The 16,430-nt window shown below is 34.0% G+C and carries 14 protein-coding genes and 1 tRNA gene; 1 reads left to right on the top strand and 14 read right to left on the bottom strand.

The window, feature by feature from the left end; genetic code table 11:
• Positions 1-32: 32 nt before the first annotated feature.
• From ACS8MM_RS06635 to ACS8MM_RS06590, 10 genes are all read right to left on the bottom strand, one after another.
• Entirely contained in the window at positions 33-1,148 is a 1,116-nt protein-coding gene (locus ACS8MM_RS06635; protein ID WP_379714430.1) for a hypothetical protein, read from the bottom strand.
• Positions 1,136-3,334 carry a sensor histidine kinase gene (locus ACS8MM_RS06630; RefSeq protein WP_379714426.1) on the bottom strand — a complete coding sequence of 733 codons (2,199 nt, stop codon included), beginning with the start codon at positions 3,332-3,334 and terminating at the stop codon, positions 1,136-1,138. Before ACS8MM_RS06630 ends, ACS8MM_RS06635 begins: the two co-directional genes overlap by 13 nt.
• Entirely contained in the window at positions 3,325-4,548 is a 1,224-nt protein-coding gene (locus ACS8MM_RS06625; RefSeq protein WP_379714423.1) for a DNA cytosine methyltransferase, read from the bottom strand. The genes ACS8MM_RS06630 and ACS8MM_RS06625 overlap by 10 nt, the downstream gene beginning before the upstream one ends.
• 104 nt (positions 4,549-4,652) lie before the next feature.
• The gene (gene scpA / locus ACS8MM_RS06620; RefSeq protein ID WP_379714420.1) at positions 4,653-6,794 is read right to left on the bottom strand and encodes a methylmalonyl-CoA mutase; all 2,142 of its coding nucleotides are present in this window, start codon (positions 6,792-6,794) and stop codon (positions 4,653-4,655) included.
• Positions 6,795-6,868: 74 nt separating this feature from the next.
• Positions 6,869-8,473 carry a WG repeat-containing protein gene (locus tag ACS8MM_RS06615; RefSeq protein WP_379714417.1) on the bottom strand — a complete coding sequence of 535 codons (1,605 nt, stop codon included), beginning with the start codon at positions 8,471-8,473 and terminating at the stop codon, positions 6,869-6,871.
• Between the two features lie 58 nt (positions 8,474-8,531).
• Entirely contained in the window at positions 8,532-8,984 is a 453-nt protein-coding gene (locus tag ACS8MM_RS06610; RefSeq protein ID WP_379714415.1) for a hypothetical protein, read from the bottom strand.
• Positions 8,985-8,994: 10 nt separating this feature from the next.
• Positions 8,995-10,365: a methylmalonyl-CoA mutase subunit beta gene (locus ACS8MM_RS06605; RefSeq protein WP_379714412.1), complete on the bottom strand. Its 1,371-nt coding sequence runs from the start codon at positions 10,363-10,365 to the stop codon at positions 8,995-8,997.
• A gap of 94 nt (positions 10,366-10,459) precedes the next feature.
• Entirely contained in the window at positions 10,460-10,789 is a 330-nt protein-coding gene (locus ACS8MM_RS06600; RefSeq protein WP_379714409.1) for an FtsB family cell division protein, read from the bottom strand.
• Between the two features lie 3 nt (positions 10,790-10,792).
• Positions 10,793-11,401, bottom strand: coding sequence for a uridine kinase (udk, locus tag ACS8MM_RS06595; RefSeq protein WP_379714406.1), 609 nt, complete (start codon positions 11,399-11,401; stop codon positions 10,793-10,795).
• 294 nt (positions 11,402-11,695) lie between these two features.
• Positions 11,696-11,770, bottom strand: a tRNA-Pro gene (locus ACS8MM_RS06590).
• Positions 11,771-11,933: 163 nt separating this feature from the next.
• On the opposite strand from ACS8MM_RS06590, the gene trxB reads away from it, so the two are divergent.
• Complete coding sequence (gene trxB, locus ACS8MM_RS06585) at positions 11,934-12,884, top strand: thioredoxin-disulfide reductase (RefSeq protein WP_379714404.1); 951 nt, start codon at positions 11,934-11,936, stop codon at positions 12,882-12,884.
• A 50-nt stretch (positions 12,885-12,934) separates the two neighbouring features.
• On the opposite strand, the gene ACS8MM_RS06580 is transcribed toward trxB, so the two are convergent.
• The 4 genes from ACS8MM_RS06580 to ACS8MM_RS06565 form a co-directional block, all read right to left on the bottom strand.
• Entirely contained in the window at positions 12,935-13,486 is a 552-nt protein-coding gene (locus ACS8MM_RS06580; protein ID WP_379714402.1) for a lysozyme inhibitor LprI family protein, read from the bottom strand.
• Positions 13,487-13,551: 65 nt separating this feature from the next.
• Positions 13,552-14,388, bottom strand: a complete 837-nt coding sequence (locus ACS8MM_RS06575; protein ID WP_379714399.1) for a GIN domain-containing protein — start codon at positions 14,386-14,388, stop codon at positions 13,552-13,554.
• Positions 14,389-14,491: 103 nt separating this feature from the next.
• Positions 14,492-15,235: a head GIN domain-containing protein gene (locus ACS8MM_RS06570; protein WP_379714396.1), complete on the bottom strand. Its 744-nt coding sequence runs from the start codon at positions 15,233-15,235 to the stop codon at positions 14,492-14,494.
• Between the two features lie 21 nt (positions 15,236-15,256).
• On the bottom strand, positions 15,257-16,330 hold the full coding sequence (locus tag ACS8MM_RS06565; RefSeq protein ID WP_379714392.1) for a M23 family metallopeptidase: 1,074 nt from the start codon (positions 16,328-16,330) through the stop codon (positions 15,257-15,259).
• Positions 16,331-16,430: the final 100 nt, after the last annotated feature.

The raw sequence follows: 16,430 nt of genomic DNA, 5'->3' as shown, positions 1-16,430 counted from the left end.
CCGCAACTGTAAATAGTTGCGGTTTTTTGTTTTTATTTTTTAAATAATGATTTGTAAATTTCTTCCTTGTCAAAATCTGGAGAGCCTTGTCTAGCATAGTAGTTCGAATATCTAGAAATTATGTCTTTCAAAAAAGGCGTTGAAATAGCTGCTTTTCTAACAATTTTCCCATTTTCTACTAAGCCATTAACTTCATTTTCAGCAATTGTTAATTTGTCTTGAAAGTCAATTAAACCTGCTTCAATTAAATTACTTTTAGGAATAAAATGAAAGTTCTGCTTTGAATTATTTTGAATATAATTATTTAAACTTCTCTTCGCAGGATTATTTTCTCCAGTTTCTAGTGATAAGTTTGAGTAATTCTCAATTACTTCATCTAGTTTCTTTATTTTACAAAATAAAATTCTTTTGGTATTTCTTGTTTTATCAGGACGTAAAACTATATCACAAGATGGAGTAAGTACAATATATCTATTTTCCTCAAATGTTATTATGTCACCAGTGTAAATGTGTTTTTTTATAGGTTCTATTATGTAAAATTCACTTGGGTGGTATTTTTCAATATCCTCATCGATATACTCTTGCATATGCATTAATGTATATCTTAAAAGAGATTTTTGCTTTTCTTCAGGGCTTCTAGATTCATCTTTAATCCAGTTCTCCATTGAATTTGATAAATGATTCCAAAAAATATTGTTAAGAAAATCTTCTATATGACCTTTGCTATTTATAATTTTTGTTATTCCAGTTTTGTAAATATCAACTAATTGCTCAAGATGATTATCTTCTTCTCCTCTAGTTTTTATTTTAAAAAAACTACTCTCAATTTTTAAATCTTCAGAAATGTGTTGAGGAGTACCTGTCACTACAAAAACAGGAAATCGTAAATTTGATTTTATTTCTCTAATAACATCATTACCTGAATAGTTATCATCAGTTTTTTCATTAGAATCTAATTTTAAATCAACTATAGCAGCATCAAAATAAACTTTTTTGTCTTTTAGAATATTAAGAGCTGCTTCTTTGTCTGCCACATGCTGTTGAATGATTTTAACATCACTTGCTAAGTTAAAAGATTGTATATCTCTATTATATGCAGTTATTAATTCTGCATCATCTTCAACAATCAGTAATTTTAATTCTGCCATTTTTTATCAATTTCAATTTGAAAATAAACACCCTTTCCAACTTTTCTAGCTTTTAACTTTCCATTTAATCTATCTATTGATTCGCCAGAAATAGCTAAACCCAATCCTGTTCCGTTATGTTTTTTTGAATAACCCGGCTCAAATATTATTTCTGATTCGATTTCATCATCCGTTAATCCAGGGCCATTATCAATAAAATCAATTATTACAGAATCAGTAGTTTCTGAAACATTAATTTCAATTTTCTTATTTTTAATATCTGACAAGTTAAGCCAGTATATACTGTTTTCAATTAGATTTGTAATTGATGTAAAAAGATCTTCTTCCCAACCAAAAATTAAGATGGATTTACTGCAATTTAAATTAAAGTTTATATCATATTCCTTCATTGTGCTAGAGAATATTTGATATGAATTGTCAATTATTTCAGCAACAGAAAAATCTATTTTGTTGCCTCTTTTTTGACCAGCAAGAGGATTAATTCTTTTAAATAAATCAGAAATCAATTTGCTATTCCGTCTTATTCCTTGTGCACTAACATCTAATTGATCTAATAAATCAACATCTTTAGTAATTCTGTAATGTTTTACATATCTCTCAATGACATTTGCTTCAGTGTTAAAAAAATGTACAGGCTTTCTGCCTTCGTGAAGAATAAAACTTACTATCTTTCCTAAAGTAGCTTGACCTTGATAAATAGCAATAGTTTTTTGAATGTCTTCTAAAAGTTCTGCTTTATTTTCTTCTTCTTCTTTTAAAATTGATTTGATTTGAGAAATATTTTCTTTTCCAACATTAAATTGTTCAAGTTTAGTTTCTATGTTTTTAGACAAGTTTGAAAAACTGAAAAGATTTTGAACACTATCGTTAATTGTATTTCTTATTTTTCTACTTTTTAAACTTCTTTCTCTAAAAAGAAGCCTACGCAATTCCAATTCTTTAAGGGCTTTTTGTGCTAATTCTTTTAAACCAAAATAAAATTCATTTTCTTTTAGACCATCTCTTGCACTTTTTTCTTCAAGATTCGATAATTCTTCTGGCTCAATTGTTATAAAACCTATTATTTGATTATTGCTTATTTTTAGTGTAAAATTCTGTATTCTTTCTTTGTCTAAATCGAGCCAATCAATACCTCCATTCCCATATGGACGAATTCTAAATAAATTTTTATAAATGTTAACGCCATAAGTTTCATTTAGCATTCTTTTAGCTTCGTTTTTTCCAGCAAATTTTTTAGAAATTGGGTCAATCAATCCTTTATTAATTAAATTGTCGATTGCTTCAGGTTCTCTATCAAAAACTCTAAAATCTATAATTAGGTTACCACAATATTTACCGTTATTTTCAAGTTTGTAGTTACATTTTATAATTTCAGATTGTTTTACTTCCGTTACATTGTTTTCAAAAATTAAATTTGCATTTCCAGATCCGTCAATTTCTCCACTTATTCGGTAATCATATAAATCAATAATTGGATAAGTTTCAATATCAAAAGCAATGTCGTTATAAGATTCTACGGGGGAATTTATAAATGATAAATTAATTTTAAATTTATCAGATTCAAAATCTTTAAACGGAGAAATGAGTTTTCGCAATTCATTGATTAATTCATCGATGTTTTTTTTGTCCCAAATAGATACTTTTTCATCATCATTTTCATTTTTCGCAACAATTTCAATATCAGTATAAGAGCTTTCTTGAGTTTTAGTTTTCTCGACAAGTAATTCAATATTTTCAAGAAAATCATCGGCATTAAAAACTCTCCAATCAATTACTGTAGTTGTTTTCTCTCCAAACTTATCGACTGTAGTCATTGACATTTCTTGACCCAAAATTGAAGCAGCAAATCTTCCAATTCCTTTTCTTCCTTGAAAATTTCTTTTCTTTTCTGGACTTATTTTGCGTTTGAGTTTGTCATTCGTAGCAGGAACTAACCATTTATTGACAACAGTATCGAAATTCATACCATGACCATCATCAGTTATTTTAATCAATAATGAATCTTGATTGTCAATTTTTTTATATTCAAAGATAATATTTACAAAGGATGCATCTGCATCGTAAGAGTTTTTTACTAATTCAACTAATGCAGCATATGAGTCACCTATTAAATCACTTCCAATTGTGTGAATTAATCTTGCTGCTGGTCTTATTTTATAATAGCCATTGTTCAAATCTACTGACATAACAATTCTTTCATTTTTTTAGCAATGGCATTCGCCATTATTGGTGGAACGGCATTACCTATTTGTTTAAATGCTGCAGAGCGGGAGCCTTCAAAATAAAAATCATCAGGAAAGGATTGTAATCTTGCAGCTTCTCTTACGGAAATTGAACGACATTGTTTTATATCGGGGTGTATGTAATAATGACCATCTTTTGCTATATGAGCTACAACAGTATGAGAAACGCCATTGCCATCCACCACTTTGTATCTATCAGTAAAAGAGTTTTCGTTTTTATGTGTTTTCAACTTTTCTGGTAAATCCGGATAACGTAATCGTTCCTTTCCTTTATTCCATTTTTGAATTGCTGTTTTGTAAATAGCTAAATCTCTGTCGTTATGAGGTCTTGAAATATGTTGTGTCACAAAATCAACCCCATTGCGTAAGTTGAATTTTTCTAAGTATTCGTTTTTAGCAATCGTATATGCTGTTTTTTGTAAACTTTCTCCAGGTTTTAGTTTGGGTAAATCTGCAAAGGCATCATTAACGGTATAATTTTTTATTACTTTTTCGAATTCAGGAAATCCAAAATCATTTTCTTTTTTCCATCCTACGATAATGATTCTTTTTCTTGCTTGAACAACTCCGTAGTCAGAAGCTGTTAAAGTATCGTGATATACTTCAAATCCTAGTCTTCTGAAATAGGCTTTTAAGTTTTTAAAATGTTCGCCTTTATGTGCTGTTAATAATCCTGGAACATTTTCAAATACAAATGCTTTAGGTGAGAACTCTTTTAAAAATCTACCGTATTGAATGTATAATTTATTTCTAGGGTCTTTTTCAATATCCTCTTGATGCCTTCTCAGTAAGGAGTATGCCTGGCAAGGAGGTCCGCCAATTATTAAATCAACTTTTTTACCTGATTTTTTTATGTTGTCAAATAACCCTGTTGTGGTTTCATCGTTAATCTCAACATTAATAACGGATTCAAGTATTGTAGTTGGAATTTCTTTAAAAAAGGATTCTTTTGATATTTCTCCTTTTATATATTGATAATATAAATCAAGCTTGTTGAGTGATTTTAAATAATGATAAGCGGCTCTTGTCTTAATTGTTTGACAGGCTTCTGAATTCATTTCAATATGCGCTACTGGGTTAAAACCGGCGTTAATAAAACCTTCTGACATTCCAGATGCGCCAGCAAATAAGTCAATAAAATTGAGAGTTTTAGGCATGAATATTGAAAATATATGATTTTCACAAATTTATATAAAATAAGTTTCTTGTAAAGAAAAACACCAACATTTCTGCTGGTGTTTTTAATTCTGTAGGATACTATTTAGTCTTGAATCAATACCTCCAATATGGTAATGGCGGCTTCACTGATTTTAGTCCCAGGGCCAAAAACGGCGACGGCACCTGCATCGAATAAATATTGGTAATCCTGGGCAGGAATAACACCACCAACGATTACCATGATGTCCTCACGGCCGTATTTCTTCAGTTCTTCTATGACTTGAGGTACCAATGTTTTGTGTCCGGCTGCCAAAGAAGAAACCCCTAAAATGTGTACATCGTTTTCCACGGCTTGTTTAGCGGCTTCAGCCGGGGTTTGGAATAATGGCCCGATGTCTACGTCGAAGCCAACGTCAGCATAGCCTGTAGCGACTACTTTAGCGCCACGATCGTGTCCGTCCTGACCCATTTTGGCAATCATGATACGAGGGCGACGTCCCTCTTTTTTAGCGAATTCATCTGCTAACTGTTTTGCTTTTTCAAAGCTTTCGTCGTTTTTGATTTCTTTACTGTACACGCCACTAAAACTTCTGATTTGTGCTTTGTATCTTCCGAAAACAGTTTCCAATGCATCACTAATTTCACCTAAAGTGGCTCTGTTGCGTGCTGCATTCACTGCTAAATCCAATAAGTTCCCGGTTTCACCTTTAGCACAAGCGGTTAGTTTGTCTAAACATTCTTGTACTTTGGCGTTATCTCGGGTAGCTTTGATATGTTCCAGGCGTTCGATTTGTTGTTTGCGAACGGTTTGGTTGTCTACTTCTAAAATATGCAACGGATCTTCTTTCTCTAAACGGTATTTGTTTACCCCTACGATTATATCCTGTCCGCTGTCGATACGTGCTTGTTTACGTGCGGCAGCTTCTTCGATGCGCAGTTTCGGGATTCCAGCCTCAATCGCTTTGGTCATACCACCTAAAGCTTCTACCTCTTCGATTAAAGCCCATGCTTTTTCTGCAATTTCGGCCGTTAGGCTTTCCACATAATAACTTCCAGCCCAAGGGTCGACTGTTTTGCATATTTTGGTTTCTTCTTGTAAGAAGATTTGTGTATTACGGGCAATTCGTGCGGAGAAATCAGTTGGCAATGCGATTGCTTCATCTAAGGCATTGGTATGCAAAGACTGGGTTCCTCCAAAAGCAGCAGCAGCCGCTTCGATGGCTGTTCTGGCTACATTATTGAACGGATCCTGTTCTGTTAAACTCCATCCTGATGTTTGACAGTGTGTGCGAAGTGCTAAAGATTTTTCGTCTTTAGGATTGAATTGTTTTAAGAGTTTGGCCCAAAGCATTCTACCCGCACGCATTTTTGCAATTTCCATAAAGTGGTTCATTCCGATCGCCCAAAAGAAGGATAATCGAGGTGCGAAGGTGTCAATGTCCATTCCTGCAGCTAATCCGGTGCGAATGTATTCGAGTCCGTCGGCCAAAGTATAAGCCAATTCGATATCGGCAGTAGCACCTGCTTCCTGCATGTGATAACCCGATATGGAAATCGAATTGAACTTCGGCATATTGTTACTGGTATATTCGAAAATATCCGCAATGATTTTCATGGAAGGCGTAGGCGGATAGATGTAGGTATTACGTACCATGAATTCTTTCAGGATGTCATTTTGTATTGTTCCGGAAAGTAATTTTGGTTCGACACCTTGTTCTTCGGCAGCTACTATGTAGAAAGCCATAATTGGTAAAACAGCGCCATTCATGGTCATTGAAACCGACATCTCTCCTAGCGGAATCTGGTCGAATAATATTTTCATGTCTTCGACAGAATCTATGGCAACACCTGCTTTTCCAACATCACCAACCACTCTTTCGTGGTCTGAATCGTAACCTCTGTGTGTGGCTAAGTCGAACGCTACAGAAAGTCCTTTTTGTCCGGCAGCCAAGTTTCGGCGGTAGAACGCATTGCTTTCTTCAGCGGTGGAGAAACCGGCATACTGACGAATTGTCCAAGGTCGGCGAACATACATGGTTGCGTAGGGTCCGCGAAGATTGGGTGCAAAACCAGCACCGAAGTCCACATGTTCCAATCCTTCGATATCCGATTCGGAATAGTTGGATTTAACTTCAATTCCTTCGGCAGTCAGAAAGTTGGTTTTCTGAATGTCTGGATTTGCGGTTTGTTCCGAAGCTTCGGAATTGGAATTTTCTAAAGTAATATGTTGAATGTTTTTTCTCATAGTTTCGATGACGATGCTACTCAGTGACCAAATTTTAATTTATTTATGAATTTTGATATCGTAAGAAATGCCTTCTATTTTGTCTTTTTTAGAAGATTCACTTTATATGTAAAAGGGCTAACCAAATTTCCATTGCTATCAAAAACATTTATAAGAGATGTTTTGTTTTTATCAGAATAGAATAAAAAGTGCTCGTTTTCAAAAGAAATGTACTTTGCTTCCGAATAAAAAGGCTTCACGATTACATTTCCTAATTCATCAACAATTGAAAATGAATTTTCCGAATTTTTAACACCAATATATTTCTTTATAATTTCATTTTTTTGATTGAATACATCATGATAACTTTTTAAATTTTCTAAAATCAAATCTTTATTTGCTACGCTAATCAAGCTGAAAGACGAATTCGTATTTTCTACTATAAAAATAGTGTTATTTAGTGAATATTTTATAGCTTTTACTGGAATTGAAGTTTTAATATCGATGAACATCTTCTGTTTTTTGAGTACAATTTTGGACGATTTGTCTTCAAAAGTTACTAATGAGGTAAATTCATTGAAATAAGTGTGATTTTCAAACTTTTTGTTAAGTGTTTGGAGCGTTTTGGAGCTCTCAAGATCGTAAATGTCAGTTGTATTTTTAGAATAATCACTTAGTATTAAAAATGGTTCAATTTTGTTAATTTCATCATATTTCAGATGATCTAGTACTTTGTTTTTTTTGTGATCAAAAAAATACTTTTTTTTATCATTCCCCTTTAGGATAATGTCATAGTCCGGGCTAAAAAAAACAAATTTTTCATATAGAGCAGGAATAAGAATTTTTCCGTTATTATCAATCAGACCATGTTGGTTCTCATTATCTTTGAAATAATAATAATTATCCTGAAAGTTATAATCATCCATTGAATCAACAATAAGTTCTAATTCTTTGAATTTAGGTTCAATTAGTACTTTATTGTTTATTACATCATACAAACCGTATTTGCCATTTTTAATAATTATCATTTTTGTTGGACAAGTGACTCTGTTTAGTCTGCTATTGCGTATGCTGTAATCATCATAATTAAATGGGGTAAACGTTTTTGATTTAATATTGAATAAACTTTTCGTAGTCGTATCTTCTAAAAGGAAAACGTTAGCATATAAATAAGTAATACGATTGTATTTTGGTTCTAAAACGAAATTTCCATTGGCGTCTATTATACCTGACAAGTTATTTGAAAAGACTTTTAAGAAATCTCCATTTTCAAGTACATATTGGTCTGAAGTATTTCCAAAATTGAATAAGTACTGTATGTTGTTGTAGTCAAACTGTTTGATTAAGTTTGAGTTAAAATCATAAATACTTAATTCGTATTGTGAATGTTCTAGTCCTTTACTCATGTTTTTTCCAACGAAAACTGTTTTGTTTCTGCTCGGGCTTTGAAGTATTTTATGGTTTTTAGGAAGATTTATCACCGTTATTTTCCCAAGTGTATCGGCAAATTTATTGTCGCCATCTTCGATTAGGATATAGCCGTTTTTACTGTAATCAAATCTTTTTTTGATTTTTAATTCTTTTAATCTTTTGTTGGTTTCGAAAGAGTTTAGTTTATATCCTTCGAAGTTACATTTCTGAGCGTAAAATAATTGGGTTATAAATAATTGAAAAATTAAAATAAAAATTCGTTTATTCATTCTTTAAAATTTTGTAATAGAATTTATGATTATTGGCTATAGTTGAAATGAAATTCCTTTATTCTACTACTTTAAATACATAATGGCGATGTACTAGCGTTTTGTTTTTGTTGTTGACTAATGCACCAATAATAATGGTTCCGGTACCGGCGCCGAAAACAGCAAAAGCTGAACCGTTATTGTCTGCAGCTAGTATTCCGGAAGTAGCCAATAATCCTGCTCCTGTACCTAAAAGTATATTTTTAATTGTTCTGCCTCCTTTTGGGAAGTATTTGATACTGCTTAGGTTTTCAGTCTTGATCGCTGTTCCGTTGACGTTGATGGTTTGAAGATCAACAAAAGACAGCATTCCAACTATTTTTTTACGATCACTGGTGATGACTTTTACTCTTTGGCCTTCTTGAAAAACTACTTGGTTTCCGTTGGTTTTGTTGGTGGCTTCCAATTTTTTGGATTGTGCCAATACACTCATTGTAAGTAGGAGAAAGGTAATAGACAGCAACTTTTTCATAGTGGTTGGTTTATTGGTTTTCAGAAGCAAGTCTTTCCTGCTCCATTTTTTCTGCTAATCGTTTTTCGATTATTGGTGTGATTAATGTTTTTCTTGGATTGACTTTAACGAAAGGATACAGTTCAAGATCGGCTGCCATACGGTCATTTTTGTTAGGATATTTGTTGGTTCCTAGTAAAATTTCCTTTCCAGCATCGAATAATTCCTGTTCTTTTTGTGCGCTTTCCTGAATTTTCTTTTGGATGGTTCCTTCTTTAAGTTGTTTTAGTAACCCACCATTTGCTTCGATGTTTTTGAATAAAGTTAAGCCTTTTTCGGCAAGTTGGGAAGTTAGGTTTTCGATATAATAGGCTCCATCAGCAGCATTCTCAACAATGTCGAAATAACTTTCGTGTTTCAAGACCAATAATTGGTTGCGTGAAATACGGTCGCCAAATTCATTGTCTTTATGGTAAATGGCATCATACGCCAGATTAGTCACTGCATTGGCTCCACCAAGAATAGCACTCATGCATTCGGTAGTAGTGCGTAACATATTGACATTGTAGTCATACAATGTTTTGTTGCGCTTGGTAGGTGTAGCGATAATGTGACAGTTGCCTGTGAAATTGTATTCCGTTGCCAGTTTCTGAAATAGCAATCGTAATGCTCGCATTTTAGCAATTTCGAAAAAATAGTTGGTACCCACCGCTACTTCTAGTGTAATGGGTTGGTTGTAATTTTCGATTTTATTAAAATATTCATTGACGTGAGCTAGGGTGTAAGCCAATTGTTGTACCATATTGGCACCAGCATTTTGATACAATGTAGTATTAATGTTAATGAAGCTGATGTTGTTGCACTCAGAAATCAAAGTAGCTAAGATTTCGAAATTGTCTTTCCCATCGGTATTGAACCAGTTTCCATCGGAAGCCAGTTGATGAATTGGATCGATCAAACAATAGATGTGTGTTTCTTTTTGTGAAGCAATCTGGTTGATTTTTTTGATATAATCAGCAGAAAGAAATCGAAGGTTGATGTAGATAGCGTGATTTTGAATATTGATTTCCGAAAGCAGACGCATTACGTCGATAGTGTCGTTATCAATAGTAAAACGGATACTTTCGGCGCCTCGGTTTAGAGAATCATTCGCTTTACGGATTGATTTTTCAAGGTCGAATACAAAAATGTTTTGCACTATTTTGAAAGGATTCCCGGTAGTGGATGCGGTCAATTTGTTTCCGTCCTCGTCGCGATGATAGAAAGGTTTTACTTTAATACCTTCCGGACTTTCCCAAACCAATGTTTCGTTATAATCGGCGCCTTTTAATTCGTATTGAATTTGTTGTTTCCATTGTTTTGATGCAACGGGGCCAAAATCATTGAAAAGCTGTTCTTTCATAATTTGATATTCTAATCCCGAAATTCGGGACAATCGGTAGTAATTTTCAATTCGAATTGGAATTACTAAAGATTGCTTTTTGTTTTATATTGGATTACTCTATGGTATCTCCTTCAAACTCTATAATGTAAATATCTTCCTTTTCGCGTTTCATATAGTATTTTTCACGCGCGTATTTTTCAATCTCGTTTGGATTTTTTAGTTTTTTGATCTGTTCTTTATCCTTTTTAGTTTCCCCTTGATAATACGCTTTGTTGTCTTCCAACTCTTCTTTTTCTTGATTTAGAATGCGATGATCAAGGTACGAATAGTTGTCCAGAAAAAGGATCCAGATTACAAAAAACAAAGTCACAAGGAAGTATTTGTTTCCTATAAATTTCAGCCAATTGTGTTCTGCTAAAAATTGTGTGACTTTTTCTTTCATTGCTTATGCGATTTTTTGATTGATTACCGCTCGAACTACGTCAATAGCTACTGTATTGTATTTGTCGTTCGGGATAATAATATCAGCGTAGGCTTTAGTTGGTTCGATGAACTGTTCGTGCATTGGTTTTAAAGTAGTCTGGTAACGATTTAAAACTTCCTCCATATCGCGTCCGCGTTCTGCAATATCGCGTTTCAAGCGACGAATTAATCTTTCGTCTGAATCAGCATGAACGTATACTTTAATGTCGAACATTTCACGTAATTCCGGATTGGTTAAAATAAGAATGCCTTCAACAATCATTACTTTACGTGGATGTGTGTGAATGGTATCTCCTGTGCGGTTGTGTTTCACGAATGAGTAAACCGGTTGATCAATTGCTTTGCCTTCTTTTAGGTCTTTTAAGTGTTGTACCAAAAGCTCAAAATCGATGGAGCGAGGATGATCAAAATTAATTTTTGTACGTTCGTCTAAAGATAAATCATTCGTTTCTTTATAATAATGATCTTGTGAAATAATACCTACCTCAGTTTCTGGTAATTCATTCATGATTTGATGAACAACCGTTGTTTTCCCTGAGCCTGTGCCCCCTGCAATACCGATAATTAACATATGAATTGTGTTGAATCTAAATGGCAAAAATAGGAAATTATTTTAGAGATATTTTTGTTTGCTGCAATGTTTTTTGAGAACTATACAAAAGACCAAAAAGTTTACTGCCTTAAGTTGTTTTCTTGGAGTAAGAAGGTAGTATTGGATATCCTAATTAGGATGTTATTGCTGAAAGAAAATCCTCATCGGATTTTTCAAATCCGGAGTCTTTTTTATTTTCAACTACCTTTGAACAAGTTCAGGTAGTGGAAATAAAAAAATCCTCTTTGTTTTTACAAAGAGGATTTACTTTCGTCGGGGTGGCAGGATTCGAACCTGCGACCTCCTGGTCCCAAACCAGGCGCGATGACCGGGCTACGCTACACCCCGAAAGCGGGTGCAAATATAAGAAGTTTTTTTAGTTTCAAAAGAATTTTTTAAAGATTTTTATCAGGAGTATCAAAATTGTTTATAAAACTATTGAAAACTGTAATGTAAGTCTCGGATTTTCGCTGATAAATTGAGTATTTTTGACCCACAAAAAAATAATGCTATGTCAGATTCAATAGAAAAAATAAAATGTTTGATTATCGGTTCTGGACCTGCTGGTTATACTGCGGCTATTTATGCAGCGAGAGCGAGTATGAATCCAGTTTTGTATCAAGGAACTCAGCCAGGTGGTCAATTGACTACAACGAATGAGGTAGAAAACTTCCCGGGTTATCCTGATGGTGTTACCGGTCCGGAAATGATGGTACAATTGGAGGCGCAAGCCAAGCGTTTTGGTACAGATGTTCGCGATGGATGGGCTACGAAAGTAGATTTTTCAGGAGATGTTCATAAAGTATGGATTAATGATACAATTGAATTGTACTGTGAAACAGTAATTATTTCTACAGGTGCTTCTGCTAAATATTTAGGATTACCTTCAGAGCAACATTACCTGAATATGGGTGGTGGAGTGTCTGCATGTGCAGTTTGTGACGGTTTCTTCTACAGAAATCAAGAAGTGGTGATTGTTGGGGCAGGGGATAGTGCGTGTGAAGAAGCGCATTATTTGGCTAAAATGTGTAAAAAAGTGACAATGTTGGTTCGTAGTGAGCAGTTCAGAGCTTCTAAAATTATGGAAGATCGTGTTCGTAACACCGAAAATATTGAAATTTTGATGCATACTGAAACGGAAGAAGTTTTAGGAGACGGAAATGTTGTAACGGGAGTTCGTGCTAAAAATAAAACAACAGGAGAATTGATTGATATTCCTGCTACCGGTTTCTTCGTAGCTATCGGTCATAAACCAAATACTGATATTTTCAAAGCGTATTTGACTTTAGACGAAACAGGTTATATTGTGAATGAACCGGGAACTGCTAAAACCAATGTGCCGGGTGTATTTGTAGGTGGTGATGCTGCAGATCATGTATATCGTCAGGCAATTACTGCAGCAGGTACTGGATGTATGGCTGCTTTGGATGCAGAACGTTATTTAGCGGCTAAAGGACATTAATAAAAGACAAATTATAAAGTAAGAAAAAACCAGCCTCAAGGCTGGTTTTTTTATATACCGTTTTTGATTTCATCAAAGTAATTGAATAGGGTTATTGTTCTTTCTTTAACTAAGTTGTGGTAATGTCCGACCCTTATGTTGGAATACATAGTTCCACCGCCAGTATATTTTTCGTCAGTAAAAGTATTGATTAAATCTTGTTCACTATCCCGGTAAGAAATCCAAACACGTTGCGCTTTGATCAGTGTGTTTTTGTCTTCGGGTTTGATTATTTTTACTAATTGACTGTAATATTTGTTTAACAATTTGTCGTATTCAGTTGTTAAGTCGCCAACAGCATTGTTCATTCCTGCGGTGCTGTAATCCATTTCCATTCTTTTTTCTGTAATTTTTTCAATTCTAAAAGTGTCAATCATGAATTCGATTCTGTCTTTGGAATTGTAATCGTCCTTGCTCAATTTAAGTCGTAATGTCGGTATTTGTTTTTCAACATCGGTTTTGATTTTTTGTAACAGTTGGGGTGTTATCTCTTTTGGTCCGTTATTTTGAGCATAAGTAAATGCGCTTAAAAACAGGAAAAATAAGAAGTAGACTTTCTTCATTTTTTTTGGATCTATTTTTTTTAAAAAAAGCCTTGATGTTGAGTTCAAGGCTTTGTAGTTTTTTATTATTTGGATTTTTTATAAAGTGTAGCGTCGTCAGCAAACTTCTTAATCTCTATTTTTGGATCGCCAAAAATGGCAACTTCAGCTTTACCGGATGCCGCTAAAGATAAGTTGTCTTTTGCTTTTACCTGTGCATTGGAATAGCCTTCAGCTGTCAGTATTATGGATTTAGCAGTTAAGTTTTTACCTATAAATTTACTGTTGTTGTCCAAACGAACTTTCATATCACTGGCATCGCCTTCAATATTGGCCTCCGATTTTTGGTACATATCCAGTTTTACTTTGTTTGAAGAAATCAATGCTTTAATTTCAGCATTTTTGTTCATTTCAATGGAAGCATCATCACCACCTTTAAGGTTTAATTCTACTTTTGATTTATCGGTAGAAATGATGGCAAAATTGGGCGAATTTACATTCAGAAATGATTTGGAATAATCGTAGGTTTTGATGGTAATGTTAGGCAGTTTCAGTTCTTGAATACTGTTTAATTTTGCTTCATGTTTTACAGAAACCAGTTTCAGGCTGTCGGTATAAGTAATGCGTACTTCGAATTTTTTGAAAGAACTAACTTCTTTATTGGTATTGATACGTAGTGTTGTTCCGTATACTTGTTTGTTGATGGTAGCATGTAGATTGTCATCAGCTTCTACTTCGATAGCATTTTTGTCACCTTTAATTAAAAATACATCGACATTGTCTTCAATTTCAATTTGGTCAAATGCTCCAATATCACTTTTTTCAACAGTTACCAGCTTGGTTCCTTTTACCTTTTCTTTTTTCTGTGCAAATGTTAGCGTTGTCCAAAGTATGGCCAGTACTAAAAAAGTAATTTTTTTCATTTCTATTTGGGTTTATTTATTTTCAAATACTTTGTTTAATTACAAATATAAAAAAATCATCCGCGTGAGGCGAATGATTTTTGTGAAATGATTGGAGTTATTTTTAGTCTCTTGAAACGCTTCCTCCAGAAGTTTCTTGTTTGGTAACCCTTTTCGGTGTGTTCACGTATTCTACGTGTGAACCACTGGAAGCTTGAGCATTCAAAATTAAGATTGGGTTTACTTTAGTACTGCTTCCGCTAGTACTTTGTGCGCGAATTTCGTTGGCAATCAAACGTTCTGCTTCTATTGAACTTCCGCTTGAAGACAAAGTGTTTACTAAAATCGCTTTTCCTGAAGCTTTGATTGTACTTCCACTAGTCGATTCCAAAGTGATGTTTTCGGATTCAATTTCGGCATCAATCGAACTTCCACTACCTGATTTTACATGAATGGTATTGCTTTTAATCACACCCACGGTTCTTAAGTCGGCACCACTGTTGGTTTCCAAACTTTCAATAATCGGCATGAATACTTTTACCTTTTTTGATGCCACATTGTGATAGTTGTTGTATTTCGAAGTGATTTTCAAAGTTCCGTTTTCTACAGTGGTTAGTATGCCATCCTGTAAATTGTCATCTGCTTCTACTTCAACTTTAAAAGTGCTGGACTGTACTACTTCACATTCCAAACCTTTTTTAACTTCTACCTTGGTAAAATCATTTAGATTTCTTTCTTTGGTCACGACATTTCCACTTCCTTTTATGCTTTTCCCTAAGCCGGTAGTTTCCAATTTACATGATCCTAACAATAAGGCAACAATGGCTGCCATTACTATTTTTACTACGTGAATCATTAATTTTATCATACTGTTGTTTTTTAAATTTGATTATTTTGATTGAATGATATCTCCGGTATTAACCGTTCCTGTTTTGATGTCTTTTTTTGTACTTCCTAAAAATAAGGAATAATTGCTGAAATAGGATGGAATTCCTTCGGCTTGATGATTAATTGTGTCTCTTACTTCAAAGTGAAGGTGTGGAAAAAATGAACTTCCAGAGGTTCCTATTGCTCCAATTGTTTGCCCTTGATTTACTTTAGTTCCTGGTTTCAAATGCTCGGCACTTTTGTTTTTTAAATGGGCATACATACTTAGTGTATTATTAGCGTGTTTGATTACTACGTAATTTCCGTACAATGCTAGCGGATTGTTTTTTAAAGATGGAATATCGAATGTTTTGTCGTCTTTTTGTTGTGTTTCTACAGCGATAACTTCTCCATCTGCTACAGCGATTACTTCTTTCCCAAATCCAAACCAATCGTTATTGTTTTTTTCATCTCCAGCGAATTGTTGGTTTTCATTGTTTAGAATAGCAAAATCATAGGCAAATCTCATGAAGTTACTTTCAAACCCCAATTGTTTTATAGGTTCAAATTCGTAATCAAAACGGCGGTGATGCGAATTGAAATCGTGGCCATCGTAAACTAAAAGTTTTTCTTTTAAAGGCAAAATAAAATGAGTAGCTTGATGGTATTCTTTTGGTGTAACTGTTTGTTTAATTTCGATAGTGTTGTTGAATGTAAATAGGTATTCCAGTTTGGTAGTTAGCGGATTGATTTCAGGAAATGGATTGAATATCAATTTTCTGGAAGTACCATTCCATACGTTGGAAGGAATTGTGTTAATACTTGGAGCTGTACCGTTATTGTCTAGGAATTTTTGGTGAACCAAAACGTTGTTTTTGTCGAATTGACGTAATTCCAAGCGGGTTAACTTTAAGGTGTCTTTTGAGTTGTTTTCGATGATGAAATCGAAATTGACTACTGTCGTGTTGTTAACTTTTTCGATTAACGGTTGTTCCGGTTTGTGTTCGATTTTGGGAGTGTTTTGCGCCCCAACCGCACTACTGAAGACAAGTGCTAAAAGAGTTATTGATTGATTGATTTGATTGATGATTTTCATTTTGTATTAATTTTGATGGCACTGCTTCTCGTTTTTTGAGCCATGTGATCCGCAGCACCATCATTTTAAAATTTTAATTGATTGATTCTTTTGTGAATTT

The organism is Flavobacterium sp. MAHUQ-57 (assembly GCF_051908335.1).
GTDB lineage: Bacteria > Bacteroidota > Bacteroidia > Flavobacteriales > Flavobacteriaceae > Flavobacterium.
This window is presented reverse-complemented; position numbering and strand designations above follow the sequence as displayed.